Origin of the sequence: Pseudomonas sp. NFACC24-1, from assembly GCF_900115235.1 — a bacterium.
Classification (GTDB): domain Bacteria; phylum Pseudomonadota; class Gammaproteobacteria; order Pseudomonadales; family Pseudomonadaceae; genus Aquipseudomonas; species Aquipseudomonas fluorescens_AA.
The window spans coordinates 41,273-61,556 of the sequence record NZ_FOVS01000007.1 but is presented as its reverse complement, the minus strand read 5'-3'; the positions used below and the strand labels follow the sequence as shown (position 1 = coordinate 61,556).

Annotated in this window: 18 protein-coding genes; 15 read left to right on the top strand and 3 right to left on the bottom strand. The window is 61.1% G+C overall.

The window, feature by feature from the left end; translation table 11 throughout:
* Positions 1-146: 146 nt before the first annotated feature.
* From BM317_RS08950 to ispD, 7 genes are all read left to right on the top strand, one after another.
* Complete coding sequence (locus BM317_RS08950) at positions 147-1,094, top strand: acetyl-CoA carboxylase carboxyltransferase subunit alpha (RefSeq protein ID WP_060738991.1); 948 nt, start codon at positions 147-149, stop codon at positions 1,092-1,094.
* Between the two features lie 152 nt (positions 1,095-1,246).
* Positions 1,247-2,572, top strand: a complete 1,326-nt coding sequence (tilS, locus tag BM317_RS08945; RefSeq protein WP_092474022.1) for a tRNA lysidine(34) synthetase TilS — start codon at positions 1,247-1,249, stop codon at positions 2,570-2,572.
* Between the two features lie 274 nt (positions 2,573-2,846).
* Entirely contained in the window at positions 2,847-4,478 is a 1,632-nt protein-coding gene (locus tag BM317_RS08940; protein ID WP_058542194.1) for a CTP synthase, read from the top strand.
* Between the two features lie 4 nt (positions 4,479-4,482).
* On the top strand, positions 4,483-5,328 hold the full coding sequence (kdsA, locus tag BM317_RS08935) for a 3-deoxy-8-phosphooctulonate synthase (protein ID WP_092165852.1): 846 nt from the start codon (positions 4,483-4,485) through the stop codon (positions 5,326-5,328).
* A gap of 162 nt (positions 5,329-5,490) precedes the next feature.
* On the top strand, positions 5,491-6,780 hold the full coding sequence (gene eno, locus BM317_RS08930; protein ID WP_072408299.1) for a phosphopyruvate hydratase: 1,290 nt from the start codon (positions 5,491-5,493) through the stop codon (positions 6,778-6,780).
* Positions 6,781-6,951: 171 nt separating this feature from the next.
* On the top strand, positions 6,952-7,230 hold the full coding sequence (gene ftsB, locus BM317_RS08925) for a cell division protein FtsB (RefSeq protein WP_003184873.1): 279 nt from the start codon (positions 6,952-6,954) through the stop codon (positions 7,228-7,230).
* Positions 7,227-7,934, top strand: a complete 708-nt coding sequence (ispD, locus tag BM317_RS08920; protein WP_072408301.1) for a 2-C-methyl-D-erythritol 4-phosphate cytidylyltransferase — start codon at positions 7,227-7,229, stop codon at positions 7,932-7,934. The genes ftsB and ispD overlap by 4 nt, the downstream gene beginning before the upstream one ends.
* 170 nt (positions 7,935-8,104) lie before the next feature.
* Here ispD and BM317_RS08915 read toward each other — a convergent pair whose 3' ends face one another.
* Entirely contained in the window at positions 8,105-9,001 is an 897-nt protein-coding gene (locus BM317_RS08915) for a LysR substrate-binding domain-containing protein (RefSeq protein WP_092165854.1), read from the bottom strand.
* 107 nt (positions 9,002-9,108) lie between these two features.
* Here BM317_RS08915 and BM317_RS08910 point away from each other — a divergent pair, with 107 nt between their 5' ends.
* From BM317_RS08910 to rpoS, 8 genes are all read left to right on the top strand, one after another.
* Positions 9,109-10,221, top strand: coding sequence for an S-(hydroxymethyl)glutathione dehydrogenase/class III alcohol dehydrogenase (locus tag BM317_RS08910; protein ID WP_060738985.1), 1,113 nt, complete (start codon positions 9,109-9,111; stop codon positions 10,219-10,221).
* Positions 10,222-10,229: 8 nt separating this feature from the next.
* Positions 10,230-11,075 (top strand): S-formylglutathione hydrolase, encoded by an 846-nt coding sequence (gene fghA, locus BM317_RS08905; protein WP_092165865.1) that lies wholly within the window; start codon positions 10,230-10,232, stop codon positions 11,073-11,075.
* A gap of 43 nt (positions 11,076-11,118) precedes the next feature.
* Positions 11,119-11,592: a 2-C-methyl-D-erythritol 2,4-cyclodiphosphate synthase gene (gene ispF, locus BM317_RS08900; RefSeq protein ID WP_057451684.1), complete on the top strand. Its 474-nt coding sequence runs from the start codon at positions 11,119-11,121 to the stop codon at positions 11,590-11,592.
* Positions 11,589-12,647: a tRNA pseudouridine(13) synthase TruD gene (gene truD, locus BM317_RS08895; RefSeq protein WP_092165866.1), complete on the top strand. Its 1,059-nt coding sequence runs from the start codon at positions 11,589-11,591 to the stop codon at positions 12,645-12,647. Before ispF ends, truD begins: the two co-directional genes overlap by 4 nt.
* Positions 12,635-13,384, top strand: a complete 750-nt coding sequence (surE, locus tag BM317_RS08890) for a 5'/3'-nucleotidase SurE (RefSeq protein ID WP_092165870.1) — start codon at positions 12,635-12,637, stop codon at positions 13,382-13,384. Before truD ends, surE begins: the two co-directional genes overlap by 13 nt.
* A 41-nt stretch (positions 13,385-13,425) precedes the next feature.
* A complete protein-coding gene (locus BM317_RS08885) occupies positions 13,426-14,061 on the top strand; it encodes a protein-L-isoaspartate(D-aspartate) O-methyltransferase (RefSeq protein ID WP_161796107.1) in 636 nt (211 codons plus the stop codon).
* A gap of 211 nt (positions 14,062-14,272) precedes the next feature.
* Positions 14,273-15,118 (top strand): peptidoglycan DD-metalloendopeptidase family protein, encoded by an 846-nt coding sequence (locus tag BM317_RS08880; protein WP_060738980.1) that lies wholly within the window; start codon positions 14,273-14,275, stop codon positions 15,116-15,118.
* A gap of 106 nt (positions 15,119-15,224) precedes the next feature.
* Entirely contained in the window at positions 15,225-16,232 is a 1,008-nt protein-coding gene (gene rpoS, locus BM317_RS08875) for an RNA polymerase sigma factor RpoS (protein ID WP_047227588.1), read from the top strand.
* 658 nt (positions 16,233-16,890) lie between these two features.
* Here rpoS and fdxA read toward each other — a convergent pair.
* Both fdxA and mutS read right to left on the bottom strand, forming a co-directional pair.
* Positions 16,891-17,214, bottom strand: a complete 324-nt coding sequence (gene fdxA / locus BM317_RS08870) for a ferredoxin FdxA (RefSeq protein WP_030139464.1) — start codon at positions 17,212-17,214, stop codon at positions 16,891-16,893.
* Positions 17,215-17,356: 142 nt separating this feature from the next.
* Positions 17,357-19,924: a DNA mismatch repair protein MutS gene (gene mutS, locus BM317_RS08865; protein WP_170866253.1), complete on the bottom strand. Its 2,568-nt coding sequence runs from the start codon at positions 19,922-19,924 to the stop codon at positions 17,357-17,359.
* Between the last annotated feature and the right edge of the window lie 360 nt (positions 19,925-20,284).

Sequence of the window (20,284 nt, the reverse complement as noted above, 5' to 3'; positions counted from 1 at the left end):
CCAGGGGCCACTGTTGAAACCGGAAAGCTCCTGATCTCGACCCGAATTTTTAATCTCGACCTGAACGCGCCTCTCCCTTAAGGTAGGCGCGAATAGACAACCGGCCGGCCCAAGCTCTCTTGGACGTCGACCCAAGACGGACGCCTATGAACCCGAATTTTCTTGATTTCGAACAGCCGATCGCCGACCTGCAAGCCAAGATCGAAGAGTTGCGCTTGGTCGGTAATGACAATTCGCTGAATATCGGCGATGAAATCTCACGTCTGCAGGACAAAAGCCGCACGCTGACCGAAGACATCTTCGGCAAGCTCACCAGCTGGCAGATCGCCCGTCTGGCGCGTCACCCGCGTCGTCCCTACACCCTGGACTACATCGACCACATCTTTACCGAGTTCGATGAGCTGCATGGCGACCGTCACTTCTCCGACGACGCCGCGATCGTCGGCGGCGTTGCCCGCCTGGACGAGCAGCCAGTGATGGTGATCGGTCACCAGAAAGGCCGCGAAGTCCGCGAGAAGGTGCGCCGCAACTTTGGTATGCCGCGTCCGGAAGGCTACCGCAAGGCGTGCCGCCTGATGGAGATGGCCGAGCGCTTCAAGATGCCGATCCTGACCTTCATCGACACCCCGGGCGCCTACCCGGGCATCGACGCCGAAGAGCGCAACCAGAGCGAAGCGATTGCCTGGAACCTGCGGGTCATGGCACGCCTGAAAACCCCGATCATCGCCACCGTGATTGGTGAGGGCGGTTCCGGCGGTGCGTTGGCCATCGGTGTCTGCGACCAGTTGAACATGCTGCAATATTCCACTTATGCGGTGATCTCGCCGGAAGGCTGCGCCTCGATCCTGTGGAAAACTGCCGAGAAGGCGCCGGATGCCGCCGAGGCCATGGGCATTACCGCCGAGCGTCTCAAAGGCCTGGGCATCGTCGACAAAGTGATCAACGAGCCCGTGGGCGGCGCTCATCGCGATCCGGCTGCGGCGGCGGCACTGATCCGTGCCGAGCTGAGTTCCCAGCTGTCGATGCTCAAGAAGTTCGACAACGACGCGCTGCTGGCCCGTCGCTACGAGCGGTTGATGAGCTACGGTCTCTGATCTGACCAAGCTTCCAGCAGTTGTGTGGGGAGCCAGTGTGGGAGCGGGCTTGCTCGCGAAAGCGGTTTAACATTCAACCCATGTGTTGACTGATTCACCGCCTTCGCGAGCAAGCCCGCTCCCACATTTGATTTGTGCCAAGGCTGATACCCATGAACACAAGCATCGACCTGCCAACCCGGCTCCTCACACAGCTATCCCCCTGGCGCAACGCCGCCACCTGGCGCATCGCCTTCTCCGGCGGCCTCGACTCCACCGTCCTGCTGCACCTGCTCGCGACCCTTTCACGACACCACGCCCTGCCCGCGCTGAGTGCGATCCATGTGCATCACGGCCTTCAGGCGGTGGCCGAGGCATGGCCGGATCATTGCCGTTCGGTCTGTGCGGCCCTTGGCGTACCGCTGGACGTGGTGAATGTGCAAGTGCGCCCTGGCGCCAGTATCGAGCGTGCCGCCCGGGAGGCGCGTTATGGCGCGTTCGTGGCGGCCCTCCATGGCAATGAAGTGCTGCTCACCGCCCAGCATCGTGATGACCAGGCCGAAACCTTGTTGTTTCGCCTGCTGCGGGGGGCAGGGGTGAGGGGGTTGGCGGCGATGCCACGGCAGCGACCTTTGGGTCTGGGGCATCTGCTGCGGCCGTTGCTCGAGGTGTCCCGTGCCGAGCTGCAAGCCTATGCGACGCAACAGGGCTTGAGCTGGATCGACGACCCGTCCAACGATGATCACCGGTACGCGCGCAACTACCTGCGCCAGCGGGTTTTTCCAGTGCTGGCGGCGCACTGGCCGCAAGCCTCGGCGACCCTGGGCCGAAGTGCTGCGCACATGGGCGAAGCCCAAGGCTTGCTGGACGACTTGGCGCGGATCGACTTGGCCCAGGCCGTGACGCCAGCTGCGTTCGACTGGCTCGGGCTGCAATCGCTGGTGCTGGCGCCGTTGCGGGGGTTGTCGTCGGCCCGTCAGCGCAACGCATTGAGCCACTGGCTGGCACCGCTGACCCTGCTGCCCGACAGCGATCACTGGGCCGGCTGGGACTCGTTGCGCGATGCCGCGGACGATGCCCGGCCCATCTGGCGCCTGGCCGGTGGCGAGCTGCATCGCGCCGCCGGGCGGCTCTGGTGGTTATCCGACCACTGGCTATGTTCGCTGCCAGGCCCCGTCGACTGGGCGGATCCGGCGCTGCCGCTGCCCTTGCCGGGCAATGGTCGGGTGGCGCTCATCGGCCAGCCGCCTGCGGGGCCGCTTAGCGTGCGCTATCGTCAAGGCGGCGAGGTGCTGGCGTTAGCGGGTCGTGGTCATCGTGATCTCAAGCGTTTGCTCAATGAAAAGGGCGTGCCGGCGTTCGTTCGCGGCCGATTGCCGCTGCTCTATCAAGGCGAGCAATTGCTGGCGGTGGCCAACCTGGCCGGGCTCGACACACCCGCTGATGGCAGTTGGCAATTGATCTGGCAGCCAGGAAACCAAGATCTGGGTTTGAGCTGAAAGGGGCTTTCCGGTAGACTACGCTCCCTTCTTGATACAACTTCTGTGGATTCGCCTGAATTGCAGGAGTTGCCGATTACCAAGCAGTCTTTGCTGGGCGATTCCAAAAAATGTGTAGCGAGCAACGTACCGGTGATTTCACTTCCGGTCTGTCCCAACGCGGCGGTTTTTTTGAAAGGTGCACTGTGATTAATGCAGGTGATCGGGGGCTTCGGCCTTCCTTCGCTTTCCCCGGCGGCTCGGACCGCTTTAACGCAGACTTCTAGGGTTTTTCATGACGCGCTACATATTCGTCACGGGCGGTGTTGTTTCTTCATTGGGGAAAGGCATTGCCTCGGCTTCATTGGCGGCCATCCTGGAGGCGCGGGGACTTAAGGTCACCATGCTCAAGCTGGACCCGTACATCAACGTCGACCCGGGCACCATGAGCCCGTTCCAGCACGGTGAAGTGTTCGTCACCCACGACGGCGCCGAGACCGACCTGGACCTGGGCCACTACGAGCGGTTCATCCGCACGACCATGACCCAGAACAACAACTTCACCACCGGCCGTGTCTACGAACACGTGCTGCGCAAGGAGCGTCGTGGTGACTACCTGGGCGCGACCATCCAGGTCATCCCGCACATCACCGACGAAATCAAGCGCCGCATCATCAAGGGTGCTGGCGACGCCGACGTGGCGATGGTCGAAATCGGCGGGACCGTGGGCGATATCGAGTCCCAGCCGTTCCTCGAAGCCATCCGCCAGTTGCGTTTCGAAATCGGCGCCAAGCGCGCGATGCTGATGCACCTGACCCTGGTCCCGTACATCGCCACCGCCGGCGAAACCAAGACCAAGCCGACCCAGCACTCGGTCAAGGAACTGCGTTCCATCGGCCTGCAGCCGGACGTGCTGATCTGCCGCTCCGATCACCCGATCGACATTTCTTCGCGTCGCAAGATCGCCCAGTTCACCAACGTTGAAGAGCGCGCGGTCATCGGCCTGGAAGACGCCGACACCATCTACAAGATCCCGGGCATCCTGCACTCCCAGGGCCTGGACGATTTCGTCGTCGAGCGTTTCGGCCTGCAATGCGCCAGCGCCGACCTGTCCGAATGGGACGCCGTGGTCGATGCCAAGCTCAATCCGGAACACGAAGTCACCATCGCCATGGTCGGCAAGTACATGGAACTGCTGGACGCCTACAAGTCGCTGATCGAGGCGATGAGTCACGCCGGTATCAGCAACCGCACCAAGGTCAACCTGCGCTACATCGATTCCGAAGACATCGAGAACCAGGGCACCGGCCTGCTCGAAGGCGCCGATGCGATCCTCGTGCCGGGCGGCTTCGGCCTGCGGGGCGTGGAAGGCAAGATCACCGCCGTGCAATACGCTCGCGAAAACAAGGTGCCTTACCTGGGGATCTGCCTGGGCATGCAAGTGGCGGTCATCGAGTTCGCCCGTAACGTGCTGGGCTGGAAAGACGCCAACTCCACCGAGTTCGATCGCGCCAGCGGCCATCCGGTCGTGGGCCTGATCACCGAGTGGGAAGATGCCACCGGCGCCGTGGAAGTGCGCACCGAAAGCTCGGACCTGGGCGGCACCATGCGTCTGGGTGCCCAGGAATGCCTGCTCGAAGCCGGTTCCAAGGTGCACGATTGCTACGCCAAGGATGTGATCGTCGAGCGTCACCGGCATCGCTACGAAGTGAACAACAACCTGCTGCCGCAACTGATCGAGGCCGGCCTGAAAATCTCCGGTCGTTCCGGTGACGGCGCGCTGGTGGAAGTGGTCGAGTCCCCGGACCATCCATGGTTCGTCGCCTGCCAGTTCCACCCTGAGTTCACCTCGACGCCACGGGACGGTCATCCGTTGTTCAGCGGTTTCGTGAAGGCCGCGTTGGCCCAACACCAGAAAAAGGCATAAGACGATGGCCCAGAAGATCATCCGCGTCGGCGACATCGAGATTGCCAACGACAAGCCCATGGTGCTGTTCGGCGGCATGAACGTGCTGGAAAGCCGCGACATGGCGATGCAGGTCTGCGAGGAGTACGTGAAGGTGACCCAGAAACTGGGTATCCCTTACGTGTTCAAGGCCAGCTTCGACAAGGCCAACCGTTCGTCCGTGACGTCCTACCGTGGCCCGGGCCTGGAAGAAGGCATGCGGATCTTCCAGGACATCAAGCAAGCCTTTGGCGTGCCGATCATCACCGACGTCCACGAGCCGGCCCAGGCCGCAGTGGTCGCCGAAGTCTGCGACATCATCCAGTTGCCGGCCTTCCTGTCGCGCCAGACCGACCTGGTGGTGGCGATGGCCAAGACCGGCGCGGTGATCAACATCAAGAAAGCCCAGTTCCTCGCCCCCCAGGAAATGAAACACATCCTGAGCAAGTGCGAAGAGGCCGGCAATGACCAGTTGATCCTCTGCGAGCGTGGCTCGAGCTTCGGCTATAACAACCTCGTGGTGGACATGCTCGGCTTCGGCATCATGAAGCAGTTCGAATACCCGGTGTTCTTCGACGTGACCCACGCCTTGCAGATGCCCGGTGGTCGTTCCGACTCCGCCGGCGGTCGTCGCGCCCAGGTCACTGATCTGGCCAAGGCGGGCATGAGCCAGTCCCTGGCCGGTCTGTTCCTCGAGGCCCACCCCGATCCGGACAACGCCAAGTGTGACGGCCCTTGTGCCTTGCGCTTGAACAAGCTGGAACCTTTCCTGTCTCAGCTCAAGGCATTGGACGAGCTGGTCAAGAGTTTTCCGATGATAGAAACCGCGTAACGCGGTTTTCTCCGGTAAAGTACCGCTCGATTATCGCTCTGGCCCGCTGGCCGCACTGCTCTTGTGGGAGCATGGCTTGCCAGCGATGGCGCCCTTGAGGCCCCCATCGCCGGCAAGCCGTGCTCCCACAGCGTTTTCGTCAACTTTGGAGTGTTTACAACAATGGCAAAAATCGTCGACATCAAAGGTCGTGAAGTTCTCGACTCCCGCGGCAACCCCACTGTTGAAGCGGACGTGCTTCTCGACAACGGTATCATCGGCAGCGCCTGCGCGCCGTCCGGTGCTTCCACTGGCTCGCGCGAAGCGCTGGAGCTGCGTGATGGCGACAAGAGCCGTTACCTGGGCAAGGGCGTGCTCAAAGCCGTCGCCAACATCAATGGTCCGATCCGTGAACTGTTGCTGGGCAAGGACCCTGCCGACCAGAAAGCCCTCGATCACGCGATGATCAAGCTCGACGGTACCGAGAACAAAGCCACCCTGGGCGCCAACGCGATCCTCGCCGTGTCCCTGGCCGCTGCCAAGGCCGCTGCCCAGGACCAGGACCTGCCGCTGTACGCCCACATCGCCAACCTCAACGGTACCCCGGGTGTCTACTCGATGCCGGTGCCGATGATGAACATCATCAACGGCGGCGAGCACGCCGATAACAACGTCGACATCCAGGAATTCATGGTGCAGCCGGTTGGCGCCAAGACCTTCTCCGAAGGCCTGCGCATGGGCACCGAGATTTTCCACCACCTCAAGGCCGTGCTGAAGGCCCGTGGCCTGAGCACCGCGGTTGGCGACGAAGGCGGTTTCGCACCGAACCTGGCGTCCAACGAAGACGCACTGAAAGTGATCTCCGAAGCCGTGGCCAACGCAGGCTACAAGCTGGGTACCGACGTGACCCTGGCCCTGGACTGCGCCGCCAGCGAGTTCTTCGAAGACGGCAAGTACAACCTGTCCGGCGAAGGCCAGGTATTCACCGCCGAAGGTTTCGCCGACTACCTCAAGGGCCTGACCGAACGTTATCCGATCATCTCCATCGAAGACGGTCTGGACGAGTCCGACTGGGCTGGCTGGAAAATCCTCACCGACAAGATCGGCGAGAAGACCCAACTGGTGGGTGACGACCTGTTCGTGACCAATACCAAGATCCTGAAAGAAGGCATCGACAAGAAGATCGCCAACTCGATCCTGATCAAGTTCAACCAGATCGGCACCCTGACCGAAACCCTGGAAGCCATCCAGATGGCCAAGGCCGCCGGCTATACCGCCGTGATCTCCCACCGCTCCGGTGAAACCGAAGACTCGACCATTGCCGACCTGGCCGTGGGCACTGCGGCGGGCCAGATCAAGACCGGTTCGCTGTGCCGTTCCGACCGCGTTTCCAAGTACAACCAATTGCTGCGTATCGAAGAGCAATTGAATGGCAAGGCCAAGTACAACGGTCGTGCCGAGTTTCGCGGCTAAGCGGTAAATGGTAAAAAGACAGCGGCTTAGGTCGGAAAAGTCGCCATGGCGGCGCTTTTCCCTCTAATCTGATGCCTTATCAAGCACAAGCCTGGTTCTTCCAGGCTTCGTGCTATCAGACGCTTCAAAGTTTGGCATGGCGGTCTTTTTTCACTGGATACCTGATATTCGATGCGCAGTCCCAATTGGTTGTTTCTTGTCTTGCTCCTGTTGCTGGCCGGCCTGCAGTACCGCCTGTGGGTGGGCAATGGCAGCTTGGCGCAAGTGGCCGACCTGACTCAGCAAATTGCCGACCAACACGCCGAAAACGAGGCGCTGCTGGAGCGTAATCGGGTGATGGACGCCGAAGTGACAGAGTTGAAAAAAGGCATGGAGACCGTTGAAGAGCGGGCTCGACATGAACTGGGCATGGTCAAGGAGGGCGAAACCCTCTACCAGTTGGCCCAATGAGTATGCGTTTGCCGGCCTTCTGGGCCGTGATTCCTGCCGCGGGCGTTGGCGCCCGGATGGCCGCCGACCGTCCCAAGCAATACCTGCAACTGGGCGGACGCACAATTCTCGAACACAGCCTCGGCTGTTTCCTCGACCATCCCACCGTCAAGGGTGTGGTGGTCAGCCTTGCACACGATGATCCCTACTGGCCGACCCTGGCCTGCGCCAGCGACACACGCATCCAGCGTGTCGACGGTGGCGAGCAACGTTCGGATTCAGTGCTCAATGCCTTGCTGCATCTGCACGGGCAGGGCGCCGACGACCACGATTGGGTGCTGGTGCACGACGCTGCCCGGCCCAACCTGGCTCGGGCCGACCTGGACACATTGCTCAGCGAGTTGGCGAACGACCCGGTCGGCGGCCTGCTGGCCGTTCCGGCGCGCGACACCCTCAAACGCGTCGACAAGCATGGCCGCGTGCTGGAAACCGTTGATCGCAGCGTGATCTGGCAAGCCTATACGCCACAGATGTTCCGCCTAGGTGCCTTGCACCGAGCCCTGGCCGACAGCCTGGTGGCGGATGCGGTGATTACCGACGAAGCGTCCGCCATGGAGTGGGCGGGGCAGGCGCCTCGGTTGATCGAGGGGCGTTCGGATAACATCAAGGTCACTCGGCCGGAAGACCTCGAGTGGTTGCGCCAGCGTTGGGCGAATCGGCATTAAGCGGGACCTGTCCCCTCGTTAGAGCTTCAGCATCTGGGCCGGCGCCATCGCGAGCAAGCTCGCTCCCACAATGGACCGGTGTGGAACACTTGCCCATCATTCGACGATAAACCCCTGTGGGAGCGAGCTTGCTCGCGATAGCAATCGTTCAGGCAACATAAAATTCACTGTCATCCCCGATACTCCGGCCGCTGCGCCAACCCCTCCTTCAAATACTCCACCAACTTGCGCACCTTCGGCGACAGATGCCGCTGCTGTGGATACAACGCCCACACCGCCGTATTCGGCGGCTGATGGGCTTCCAACAGCGAGATCAATGCACCACTGTGCAAATGCTCCAGCACGTAATAATCCGGCAACTGACACAACCCCACCCCTTGCAGCGCCGCATCGAGCACCGCTTGCCCACTGTTGCAGCGCCAGTTTCCCTGCACCCGTTGGGAAAATTCCCGCCCGTTCTGCTCCAGTTGCCAGATGTCGGAGCTGCCGACCAGGCAATTGTGGCGGCTCAGTTCCGACACGCTGTGGGGCCGGCCATAGCGTTCCAGGTAAGAGGGGGAGGCGCACACGTACATGCGCCGGGGCGCCAGGCGCGTGGCGACCAGACGGGAGTCCTGCAAGCGACCCAGGCGAATCGCCAGGTCCAGGCTCTCATGCACCAGGTCCAGTGGGCGATTGCTCAGCTCGATGTCGACCCGCAACTGCGGGTAGAGGCCCATGAACCGCGTCACCAGTGGCACGATAAACCGTTCGCCATAGGCCACGGCGCAGGTCATGCGGAGCATGCCCTTGGGTTCGCTGGTCAGGTCGCCGACGGCTCGCAGTGCTTCTTCGCGTCCATCCTGCAGACGCTGGCAATGCTGCAAAAAAGTTTGTCCGGCTTCGGTCAGGGTCACCCGGCGGGTGCTGCGGTAGAGCAAGCGTGTCTGTAGACGCTCTTCGAGCCGTACGATTTGTCGACTGATATGGGAGGACGAAACCCCGAGACGTTCGGCCGCGGCGGTGAATTGGCTGCATTCGGCCACGGCCACGAATTCGTCGATGCCTTCCCAGCGGTTATCGGACATGAAAGATTATCCCTGTACAGCAATAATGTTTTGCTTTTGGCTGGATTATTCATTGTCCGGCGGAGGATTACACTCCCGGTCCTGTATTTATTTGCTGGAGAACCCGGATGATCAAGTCGCGCGCTGCCGTTGCCTTCGAGGCCAAGAAACCCCTGGAAATCGTTGAAGTCGACGTCGCCATGCCCAAGGCGGGCGAGGTGCTGTTGCGCGTGGTGGCTTCCGGTGTCTGCCACACCGACGCCTACACCCTGTCGGGCGCCGACCCGGAAGGGATCTTCCCGTCGATCCTGGGTCATGAAGGCGGCGCCATTGTCGAAGCCATCGGTGAAGGCGTGACCTCGGTGGCGGTGGGTGACCATGTGATCCCGCTGTACACGCCGGAGTGCGGCCAGTGCAAATTCTGTAAGTCGGGCAAGACCAACCTCTGCCAGGCGATTCGCGCCACCCAGGGCAAAGGCCTGATGCCAGATGGCACTTCGCGTTTTTCCTACAAGGGCGAGACGATTTTCCACTACATGGGCACCTCGACCTTTTCCGAGTACACCGTGCTGCCGGAAATCTCCGTCGCGAAGATCCCAAAAGAAGCGCCGCTGGAAAAAGTCTGCCTGCTGGGTTGTGGCGTCACCACGGGCATCGGCGCGGTGCTCAACACCGCCAAGGTCAAGCCGGGTGACACCGTGGCGATCTTCGGCCTGGGCGGCATCGGCCTGTCGGCCGTGATCGGCGCCGTGAAGGCCAAGGCCGCGCGGATCATCGCCATCGACATCAACCCGGCCAAGTTCGAAATCGCCAAGCAACTGGGCGCCACCGATTGCGTCAACCCGAAAGACTTCGACCGTCCGATCCAGGAAGTCATCGTCGACATGACCGATGGTGGCGTGGACTTCTCCTTCGAATGCATCGGCAATGTCCAGTTGATGCGCGCCGCGCTGGAATGCTGCCACAAGGGCTGGGGCGAGTCGGTGATCATCGGCGTGGCCGGGGCCGGGCAGGAAATCGCCACCCGTCCATTCCAGTTGGTGACCGGGCGCGTCTGGCGCGGTTCGGCCTTTGGCGGCGTGCGCGGGCGCAGCGAATTGCCAAGCTACGTGGAAATGGCCGAGAAGGGCGAGATCCCGTTGGATACCTTCATCACCCACACCATGGGCCTGGAAGATATCAACAAGGCGTTCGACCTGATGCATGAAGGCAAGAGCATCCGCACCGTTATCCATTTCTGAGGTCGGTCATGAGTCTGGAAAACATTTCCTGTCAGAAAAGCTTTGGCGGCTGGCACAAGCGCTACCGGCACCGTTCCGACGTGCTGGGTTGTGACATGGTGTTTGCCGTGTACCTGCCACCGCAAGCCGAGCAGGGCGGCAAGTTGCCGGTGCTGTATTGGCTGTCCGGGCTGACCTGTACCGACGAGAACTTCATGCAAAAGGCCGGCGCCCAGCGCATGGCCGCCGAGTTGGGCCTGATCATCGTCGCGCCGGACACCAGCCCCCGTGGTGCCGACGTGCCGGGCGATCCGGACAATGCCTGGGACTTCGGCCTGGGGGCGGGCTTTTATCTGAACGCCACGCAGGATCCGTGGGCGCGGCACTATCGGATGCATGACTACGTGGTGCAGGAATTGCCGGCGCTGGTCGAAGCGCATTTCCCGGCTTCGGACAAACGCGGTATCAGTGGCCACTCCATGGGCGGCCACGGTGCGCTGGTCTGCGCCTTGCGCAACCCGGGGCGTTACCGTTCGGTGTCGGCCTTTTCGCCGATCAACAATCCAATGGATTGCCCATGGGGCCAGAAGGCGTTCTCCCGTTACCTGGGGGAAGAGCGCTCGAAATGGCGGGAATGGGACGCCTGTGCATTGATTGCCGAGGCGCAGGAGAAGCTGCCATTGTTGGTGGACCAGGGCGATCGCGATGATTTCCTGGCCAACCAGCTCAAGCCCGAAGCCTTGCAACAGGCGGCCAAGTCCGCCGGCCATCCGTTGGAACTGCGCCTGCAACCGGGCTACGACCACAGCTACTTCTTCATCGCCAGCTTCATTGACGACCACTTGCAGCATCATGCGCGCGCTCTAAACGTCTAATGCAGGTAGAATCACGCCCTGACAAAAATCGGGGCGTTTTTTTATGCGTATTGGCCACGGCTACGATGTTCACCGTTTCGCTGAAGGCGACTTCATTACTCTGGGCGGCGTGCGGATCGCACACGGCTTCGGGCTGCTCGCGCATTCTGACGGTGATGTCCTGCTGCATGCCTTGAGCGATGCCTTGCTCGGCGCCGCGGCGCTGGGTGACATCGGCAAGCACTTCCCCGACACCGACCCGCAATTCAAAGGCGCCGACAGCCGCGTGCTGCTGCGCCATGTGGTCGCGCTGATCCATGCCAAGGGCTGGAAAGTCGGCAATGTCGATAACACCATCGTTGCCCAGGCCCCCAAAATGGCTCCGCACATCGAAGCGATGCGCCAGTTGATCGCCGAGGATCTTCAAGTTGAGCTGGACCAAGTGAACGTGAAAGCCACCACCACCGAGAAGCTTGGTTTCGTCGGCCGTGAAGAAGGCATTGCCGTCCATTCCGTTGCCTTGTTGCTGCGCCCATGACCGAACTGGAACTGTTGGGGCCGCGGGCCTACGGCCCATCGTTGGGCAGCGCGGTCCTCAAGGCCACCGCTGAAGATTTCCAGGTCGACGAAGTGCTCGATATCCCATTGACGGGCGATGGCGAGCATTTGTGGATCTGGGTGGAAAAGCGCGGCCTGAACACTGAAGAGGCCGCCCGGCGCATTGCCAAGGCCGCCGGCGTGCCGTTGCGCACCGTCAGCTACGCCGGGCTCAAGGACCGCCAGGCCCTGACCCGCCAGTGGTTCAGCGTCCAACTGCCGGGCAAGGCCGATCCGGATCTGTCGGCGGCACAGAACGACACGCTGAAGATCCTCAAGACCGCACGTCACAGGCGCAAGCTGCAACGTGGCGCGCACTCGGCCAACGGTTTCACCTTGCGCCTGACCCAATTCAAGGGCGACACGACGGCGATCGACGCACGTCTGCAACAGATTGTCCGCCAGGGCATCCCCAATTATTTTGGTGCCCAGCGCTTCGGCCATGACGGCGGCAATGTCGTCGATGCCCGTGCCTGGGCCGCGCGCAAGGCCTTGCCGGAACAGCGCAATGTGCGCTCGCGGCTGTTGTCCACCGCCCGCAGCTTCCTGTTCAACCGGGTGCTGGCGGCGCGGGTCGCCGATGGCACCTGGCAACAAGCGCAGGTCGGCGACTTGCTGGCCTTCACCGACAGCCGCAGTTTCTTCCCCGCCGGTGAGGCTGAATGCAGCGATCCACGCCTGGCGATCCTCGATCTGCACCCGACCGGGCCGCAGTGGGGCGAGGGACCATCGCCTGCCGCTGGTGCGACCTTCGAGTTGGAACAGGCCATCGCCGAGGGCGAGGCCGATCTGCGGGACTGGTTGATAAACGCGGGAATGAGTCACGAACGTCGCATCCTGCGACTGCCCATTGGCGGGCTGTCGTGGCATTATCCCCAGCCTGACATTCTGCAATTGGAATTCGTCCTGCCGGCCGGATGTTTCGCCACTGTCTTGGTGCGCGAACTCGTCGATCTGGTGCCGGTGGGGCAGACGGACAGCCCATGCGTATTCTGATTTCTAACGACGACGGGGTGACAGCACCCGGTCTTGCCGCGCTTTATGCTGCGCTGGCGGATTTTGCCGAGTGCGTGGTCATCGCTCCGGACCAGGACAAAAGCGGCGCCAGCAGCTCGCTGACGCTCGACCGTCCGTTGCACCCCTGCTATCTGGATAACGGTTTCATCAGCCTCAACGGCACCCCGACCGATTGCGTGCACCTGGGTATCAACGGGTTGCTGGAACGAGCACCGGACATGGTGGTGTCGGGCATCAACCTGGGCGCCAACCTGGGGGATGACGTGCTTTATTCCGGGACAGTCGCTGCTGCCCTGGAAGGTCGCTTCCTGGGAAACACGTCGTTCGCCTTTTCCTTTGTTTCACGCCAGGTCGACAATTTGCCGACCGCCGCCTACTTCGCCCGTAAATTGGTCGAAGCCCATGGTGCGCTGGACCTGCCGCCACGTACGGTGCTGAACGTGAATATCCCGAATCTGCCGCTCGATCATATCCGTGGCATCCAGCTCACGCGCCTGGGCCACCGCGCCCGCGCTGCCAGGCCCATGCACGTGGTCGACCCACGCGGCAAGGCCGGCTACTGGATCGCCGCCGCCGGGGATGCCGAGGACGGCGGGCCGGGCACCGACTTCCATGCGGTGATGCAAGGTTATGTCTCGATCACGCCGTTGCAGTTGGACCGCACCTTCAATGACGCCTTTCGAAGTCTCGATGGCTGGCTGGAGGGGCTGCGCTGATGGCTCGCGAGCAAGACGATATGATGCGCCGCGGGATTGGCATGACTTCCCAGCGCACCCGTGAACGATTGATCCAGCGTCTCTATGAAGAGGGGCTGTCCAACGCCCAGGTATTGGAGGTGATTCGCCGCACGCCGCGGCACCTGTTCGTCGATGAAGCCCTGGCCCATCGCGCCTATGAAGACACGGCGTTGCCCATCGGCCACAACCAGACCATTTCCCAGCCTTACATGGTTGCCCGCATGAGCGAGTTGCTGCTTGAGGCCGGGCCGCTGGACAAGGTGCTGGAGATCGGTACCGGTTCGGGTTACCAGACGGCGGTGTTGTCGCAACTGGTCGAGCGGGTGTTTTCCGTCGAGCGGATCAAGGTGCTGCAGGATCGCGCCAAGGAACGCCTGGTGGAGCTGAACCTGCGCAACGTGGTGTTTCGTTGGGGCGATGGCTGGGAAGGGTGGCCGGCCTTGGCGCCCTACAACGGCATCATCGTGACCGCGGTGGCCACCGACGTGCCCCAGGCCCTGCTGGATCAGCTCGCCCCAGGTGGACGGCTGGTCATTCCCGTGGGTGCCGGTGAAGTCCAGCAATTGATGCTGATCGTGCGCGAAGAACACGGTTTTTCGCGACACGTCCTGGGAGCGGTACGGTTCGTGCCGTTGCTCAATGGACCGTTGGCCTGAGCATTTATAAACAGACGCTGAATTCCGTGGCCACGCCTGTGTCTTACAGCGGCACCGATTCGCTGAACAGAGCCCAATGGCGTCGAGCAAACGTGTGCGGCGGCGCGTTGCGCTTCATTAATAGAAGCGCAGTCGTTGCCAGCTATATTTGTATGAACGCTGCCTGGACAGGCAGCCTCCAATTTTTCAGCCACCACAAAGGGAGCGGCGGGTGAGTCTCACAGTCATTGCGCAGCGTATGGGTATCACGAGCTTTCAGCGCCTGGTGACTGGCCTTGTCTTGAGCACTTTGCTGGTCGGTTGTTCCAGTACGCCGTCGAGCAATGTCCGGGTTGTCGATCGCAACAGCGCAACACCTCAACGTCCTACGGTAACGACCGGCCAATATGTAGTCCGTCGCGGCGATACGCTGTTTTCCATCGCTTTTCGCTACGGCTGGGACTACAAGGCCCTCGCGGCACGCAACAACATTCCTGCGCCTTATACGATTCACCCCGGTCAGACGATTCGCTTCGATGGCCGTAGCGGTTCAACACCTACCGCGGTGGTGACACAGTCGGGTTCGACGGCTTCGTCGTCGAGCAAAACCACGGTCATTCGCCGGCCGGCGGGGTCTGGGACAGCGGTAATACCGTCCGTCGCGAGCAAACCGGCCCCTGCTCCGATGCCTCCTGCGGGTCCCGCCCCGACTGGCTGGGGATGGCCTTCTAATGGCGTTCTCATTGGAAAATTCTCTTCAAACGGTAGTTTGAATAAAGGAATTGATATCGCCGGGGATTTGGGACAGCCTGTTTTAGCCGCGTCTGATGGCACGGTTGTGTACGCCGGGAGTGGTTTGAGGGGCTACGGCGAACTCGTGATCATCAAACACAGCGATACCTACGTCAGTGCCTACGGTCACAACCGCAGGCTGTTGGTTCGGGAGGGGCAGCAGGTCAAGGTCGGACAGACAATTGCCGAAATGGGATCAACGGGAACGGACCGGGTGAAACTGCACTTTGAGATTCGCCGGCAAGGTAAACCAGTCGATCCGCTGCAATTCCTGCCACGTCGTTGATTTGATTGTCAGCCTGTTCCGTCACGTAGAGGGAACAGGCTCCAGCGTTGCCAAGGATAAAGGCGTCGCTTGAGCTTGAGGTCGAACTCACCAAAGGACTATAACAATGGCTCTCAGTAAAGAAGTGCCGGAGTTTGACATCGACGATGAGGTTCTCCTTATGGAGACCGGCATCGCTATGGATTCGATGTCGAATGATGAAGGGGCGACTCCACCTTCCGTTCGTGCCAAATCCAGACACTCCGCTTCACTTAAACAACATAAGTACATCGATTACACCCGGGCGCTCGACGCCACCCAGTTGTACCTCAATGAAATCGGTTTCTCGCCACTGCTCTCCCCCGAGGAAGAAGTTCATTTTGCGCGGCTGTCGCAAAGTGGCGACCCAGCCGGTCGAAAACGCATGATTGAAAGCAACTTGCGCCTGGTGGTGAAAATCGCCCGACGCTACGTCAATCGTGGGCTTTCGCTGCTGGACCTGATCGAAGAGGGCAACCTGGGCCTGATTCGCGCCGTCGAGAAATTCGACCCCGAGCGCGGCTTCCGCTTCTCGACCTACGCCACCTGGTGGATCCGCCAGACCATCGAACGGGCGATCATGAACCAGACCCGGACGATCCGGTTGCCGATTCATGTGGTCAAGGAACTGAACGTCTACCTGCGGGCCGCCCGCGAGTTGACCCAGAAACTCGACCATGAACCGTCACCCGAGGAAATCGCCAACCTGCTGGAAAAACCGGTGGGTGAGGTCAAGCGCATGCTTGGGCTCAACGAGCGGGTCTCCTCGGTGGACGTTTCCCTGGGGCCGGACTCGGATAAAACCTTGCTGGACACCCTCACCGATGATCGACCTACCGATCCATGCGAGCTGTTGCAGGACGATGACCTGTCCCAGAGCATCGACCAGTGGCTTTCGGAGCTGACCGACAAGCAACGGGAAGTGGTGATCCGCCGCTTCGGCTTGCGGGGGCATGAAAGCAGCACCCTTGAAGATGTAGGCCTGGAGATTGGTTTGACCCGTGAACGGGTCAGGCAGATCCAGGTGGAAGGCCTCAAGCGTCTCCGGGAGATACTGGAGAAGAATGGCCTGTCGAGTGAGTCGCTGTTTCAATAACCCGAGTGCAGCGCAGCAAGAAAAGCCCCGACTGGTTCGGGGCTTTTCCGTGTTTGGGCAGATGTATTGAGCACTACGCTATGTGATGCACTCTTGTGGCGAGGGGATTTATCCCTGTTGGGCGCGAAGCGGCCCTGAAACAGAAACCGCGGCGTTCAATTCAATAATTTGAGACTCTACGCAGTCCCACGGGGCGGTGCGACGTTTCGCTAAATCCCCTCGCCACCAGAGTGCGTTTCTACGCCTTCTCTATTTATAGATTCAGCGTGTAAGCCTTTGCCTAGTGTTGCGTAAGTGATCGGTTTCTCATTGGCGGGACAGACCGCTATAAACGCCGTGATATTTTCTTATTTATATGATTTATAAGGAAAATTTGTTGATGAACGAAACGTTACAAAGCAAGCCACCTGTATCAGCCGCGTTGCACTCGCCTGGGAAAATACTAATATCAGTCCTGTGTCGACGGACAGACACACCCGTCAAGGATGATGGGAAGGAAGGACATCGCAGGACGCGATTCATCAGGACGATGAATAGGATTAAAGGGATTAGGGAAAAAATGTGGGCGGGTCAAACCGCCCCTTTTTTTGCCTGCGATTTCTTGAACCCGGAAAAGCAAAAAGGCCCGCAAGGGGCCTTTTCAGCGAACGATGGGTAATCAGCGTTCCAGGTCTGCGATCTTGCCAGTCTTGCCATCCCACTCTTCAGCGTCCGGCAGAGCGTCTTTCTTCTCGGTGATGTTCGGCCAGATGTCCGCCAGTTCGGCGTTCAGCTCGATGAAGTTCTCCATGCCGGCCGGCACTTCGTCTTCCGAAAAGATGGCATTCGCCGGGCATTCCGGTTCACACAGGGCGCAGTCGATGCACTCGTCCGGGTGAATGACCAGGAAGTTCGGGCCTTCGTAGAAGCAGTCCACCGGACAGACTTCTACACAATCGGTGTACTTGCACTTGATGCAGTTGTCGGTGACGACGAAGGTCATTTCTAATTCTCTCCTCAGGCGGCGGCAGCGAAGACCCTTCACGGTGGGCTCGCAAGGTTTGGGAGCGATAGTCTGCGAACCAGGCTAAAAGCCCGCAGCATCCCAAACCGCGCGAGATTCTAACAGCTTGAAAGCCTGTGCGTTAGATCCGTGTCTTCAATGTATAGAGTAAATCCAGCGCCCGGCGTGGGGTCAGGTCGTCCAGATCGAGTTTGGCCAGCTCGTCGAGCACCGGATGTGGCAGGCTGGCGAACAGATCGCTTTGCTGCGGTGCGGCCGGCTTGCCCTTGGTCGGGCGTGGCGCTTCGTGGGGCAGGCTGGTGGTTTCCAGGCGGCTCAGGTGCTCACGGGCACGGCTGATCACTTCGCTCGGTACGCCGGCCAATTGCGCCACTGCCAGGCCGTAGCTCTGGCTGGCCGGGCCGGGCAGCACATGGTGCAGGAACACGATACGCTCGTTGTGCTCGGTGGCGTTGAGGTGCACGTTGGCCACCAGCGGCTGGCTTTCCGGCAATACGGTGAGTTCGAAGTAGTGGGTGGCGAACAGCGTGTAGGCCCGCAGGTGCGCCAACCGTTCGGCCGCCGCCCAGGCCAGGGACAGGCCGTCGAAGGTGCTGGTGCCACGTCCGACTTCGTCCATCAGCACCAGGCTGCGTTCGGTGGCGTTGTGCAGTATGTTCGCGGTTTCGCTCATCTCCACCATGAAGGTCGAACGCCCACCGGCCAGGTCGTCGCTGGAACCGATCCGGGTGAAAATCCGGTCCACCAGGGACAATTCGCAACTGGCTGCTGGGACGAAACTACCGATGTGGGCCAGCAGCACGATCAATGCGGTCTGGCGCATGTAGGTGGATTTACCGCCCATGTTCGGACCGGTGATCACCAGCATGCGGGTGTTGTCGTCCAGGCTCAGGTCGTTGGCCACGAACGGCGTAGTCAGTACCTGCTCGACCACCGGGTGACGGCCCTGGCTGATGCGCATGCACGGTTCGCTGACGAAGCGCGGGCAATTCAGGTCCAGGTTCAGCGCGCGTTCGGCCAGGTTGCTCAGCACGTCCAGTTCCGCCAAGGCACCGGCGGTGTCCTGCAACGGTGGCAGTTGGCTGATCAGGTCCTCGAGCAATGCTTCGTAGAGCATCTTTTCCCGGGCCAGGGCGCGGCTCTTGGCTGACAGCGCCTTGTCTTCGAACGCCTTGAGTTCCGGGGTGATGAAACGCTCGGCGCCCTTGAGGGTCTGGCGACGAACATAATCGGCCGGGGCTTGCTCGGCCTGCTTGCTCGGCAGCTCGATGAAGTAGCCGTGGATGCGGTTGTAGCCGACCTTGAGGTTGGCCAGGCCGGTGCGGGCTTTTTCCCGGGCTTCGAGGTCGATCAGGAACTGGCCGGCGTTTTCGCTCAGTGACTGCAACTCGTCGAGTTCGGCGTCGTAGCCGGTTTTCAGCACGCCACCGTCGCGGATCACCGCCGGCGGGTTGTCGATGATGGCTTTATCCAGCAGCGCGGCCAGTTCCGGGTAGGTGCTGGTGGTGCGCGCCAGTTGCTGCAGGTGCGGCGCTTCGAGGTCGGTCATCGCCACTTGCAGCTCGGGCAAGGCACCGAGGGCATCGCGCAGGCGCGCCAAGTCACGGGGACGGGCGTTGCGCAGGCCGATACGGGCGAGGATGCGCTCGATGTCACCGATTTCCTTGAGCTGCGGTTGCAACTGCTCGAAGCGATAACGATCCAGCAGGCAGGTAATGGAGGTCTGGCGCGCCAGCAGCACGGTCAGGTCCCGCAGCGGCCGATTCAACCAGCGCGTCAGCAGGCGGCTGCCCATGGCGGTCTGGCAGCGATCGACCACCGATTGCAGGGTATTGTCGCGCCCGCCGGCCAGGTTGGTGTCCAGTTCCAGGTTGCGGCGGCTCGCGCCGTCCAGCACCACGGTGTCATCCAGGCGTTCGTGACGCAGGCTGCGCAAGTGGGGCAGGGCGGTGCGCTGGGTTTCCTTGGCGTAGGCCAGCAGGCAACCGGCCGCGCCAATGGCCAGGGTCAGGTTCTCGCAGCCGAAGCCCTTGAGGTCCTGGGTGGAAAACTGTTGGCAGAGGCTTTTCAGCGCCGAGTCGCGCTCGAAATCCCACGGTGCCCGACGCCGCACGCCACGGCGTTTTTCCGCCGGCAAGTCTTTGGGCCAGTCATCCGGGATCAACAGCTCCACCGGGTTGACCCGCTCCAGCTCCGCCAGCAGGTTTTCCCAGCCCTTGATTTCCAGCACCGAGAAATTGCCGCTGGTGATGTCCAGCACCGCCAGGCCGAACAGGCGTTCATCCCCCAGCACCGCGGCGATCAGGTTATCCCGGCGTTCATCCAGCAAGGCCTCGTCACTGACCGTACCCGGGGTGATGATCCGCACGACTTGGCGTTCCACGGGGCCCTTGCTGGTGGCCGGGTCGCCGACTTGCTCGCAAATCACCACGGATTCGCCGAGCTTGACCAGTTTCGCCAGGTAACCTTCCGCCGCGTGGTAAGGAATCCCACACATCGGAATCGCCATGCCCGCCGATTGCCCACGCGCCGTCAGGGTAATGTCCAACAGCTTGGCAGCCTTCTTCGCATCCTCGTAGAAGATCTCGTAGAAGTCGCCCATGCGGTAGAACATCAGCTGGTCAGGGTGCTGGTTCTTCAGGCGCCAGTATTGCTGCATCATGGGCGTGTGGGAGGACAGGTCGTTCACGGCTGTATTCATGGGGTGTCAGGCAAGCTCGTTGAAAGGTGTGGGGCAAAAGGAGGGGCATTGGCCCGGCTTTTCCGCGATGGGCGCAAGGTTAACATGGGTGGTCTGGTGCTACCCAGCGTTTGGGATTGTGTGTATATCCGTTGCTGCGGTAACGGCTACTTATGGTTCCGCCCTTACGGCGGCTCACTTTTGAGAAGCGCAAAAGTAAGCAAAACGCTTTATGCCCCACCACTCGGTGCCTCGCCTAGGCTCGGCATGCCTGAACGAAGGCATTGCTCCGTGGGCCCACTGCGCAATACCTTCGTTCAGCCAACGTGGTTAATGGGGCGCCGAGATCAACGTCCACCGCGAGGCGGC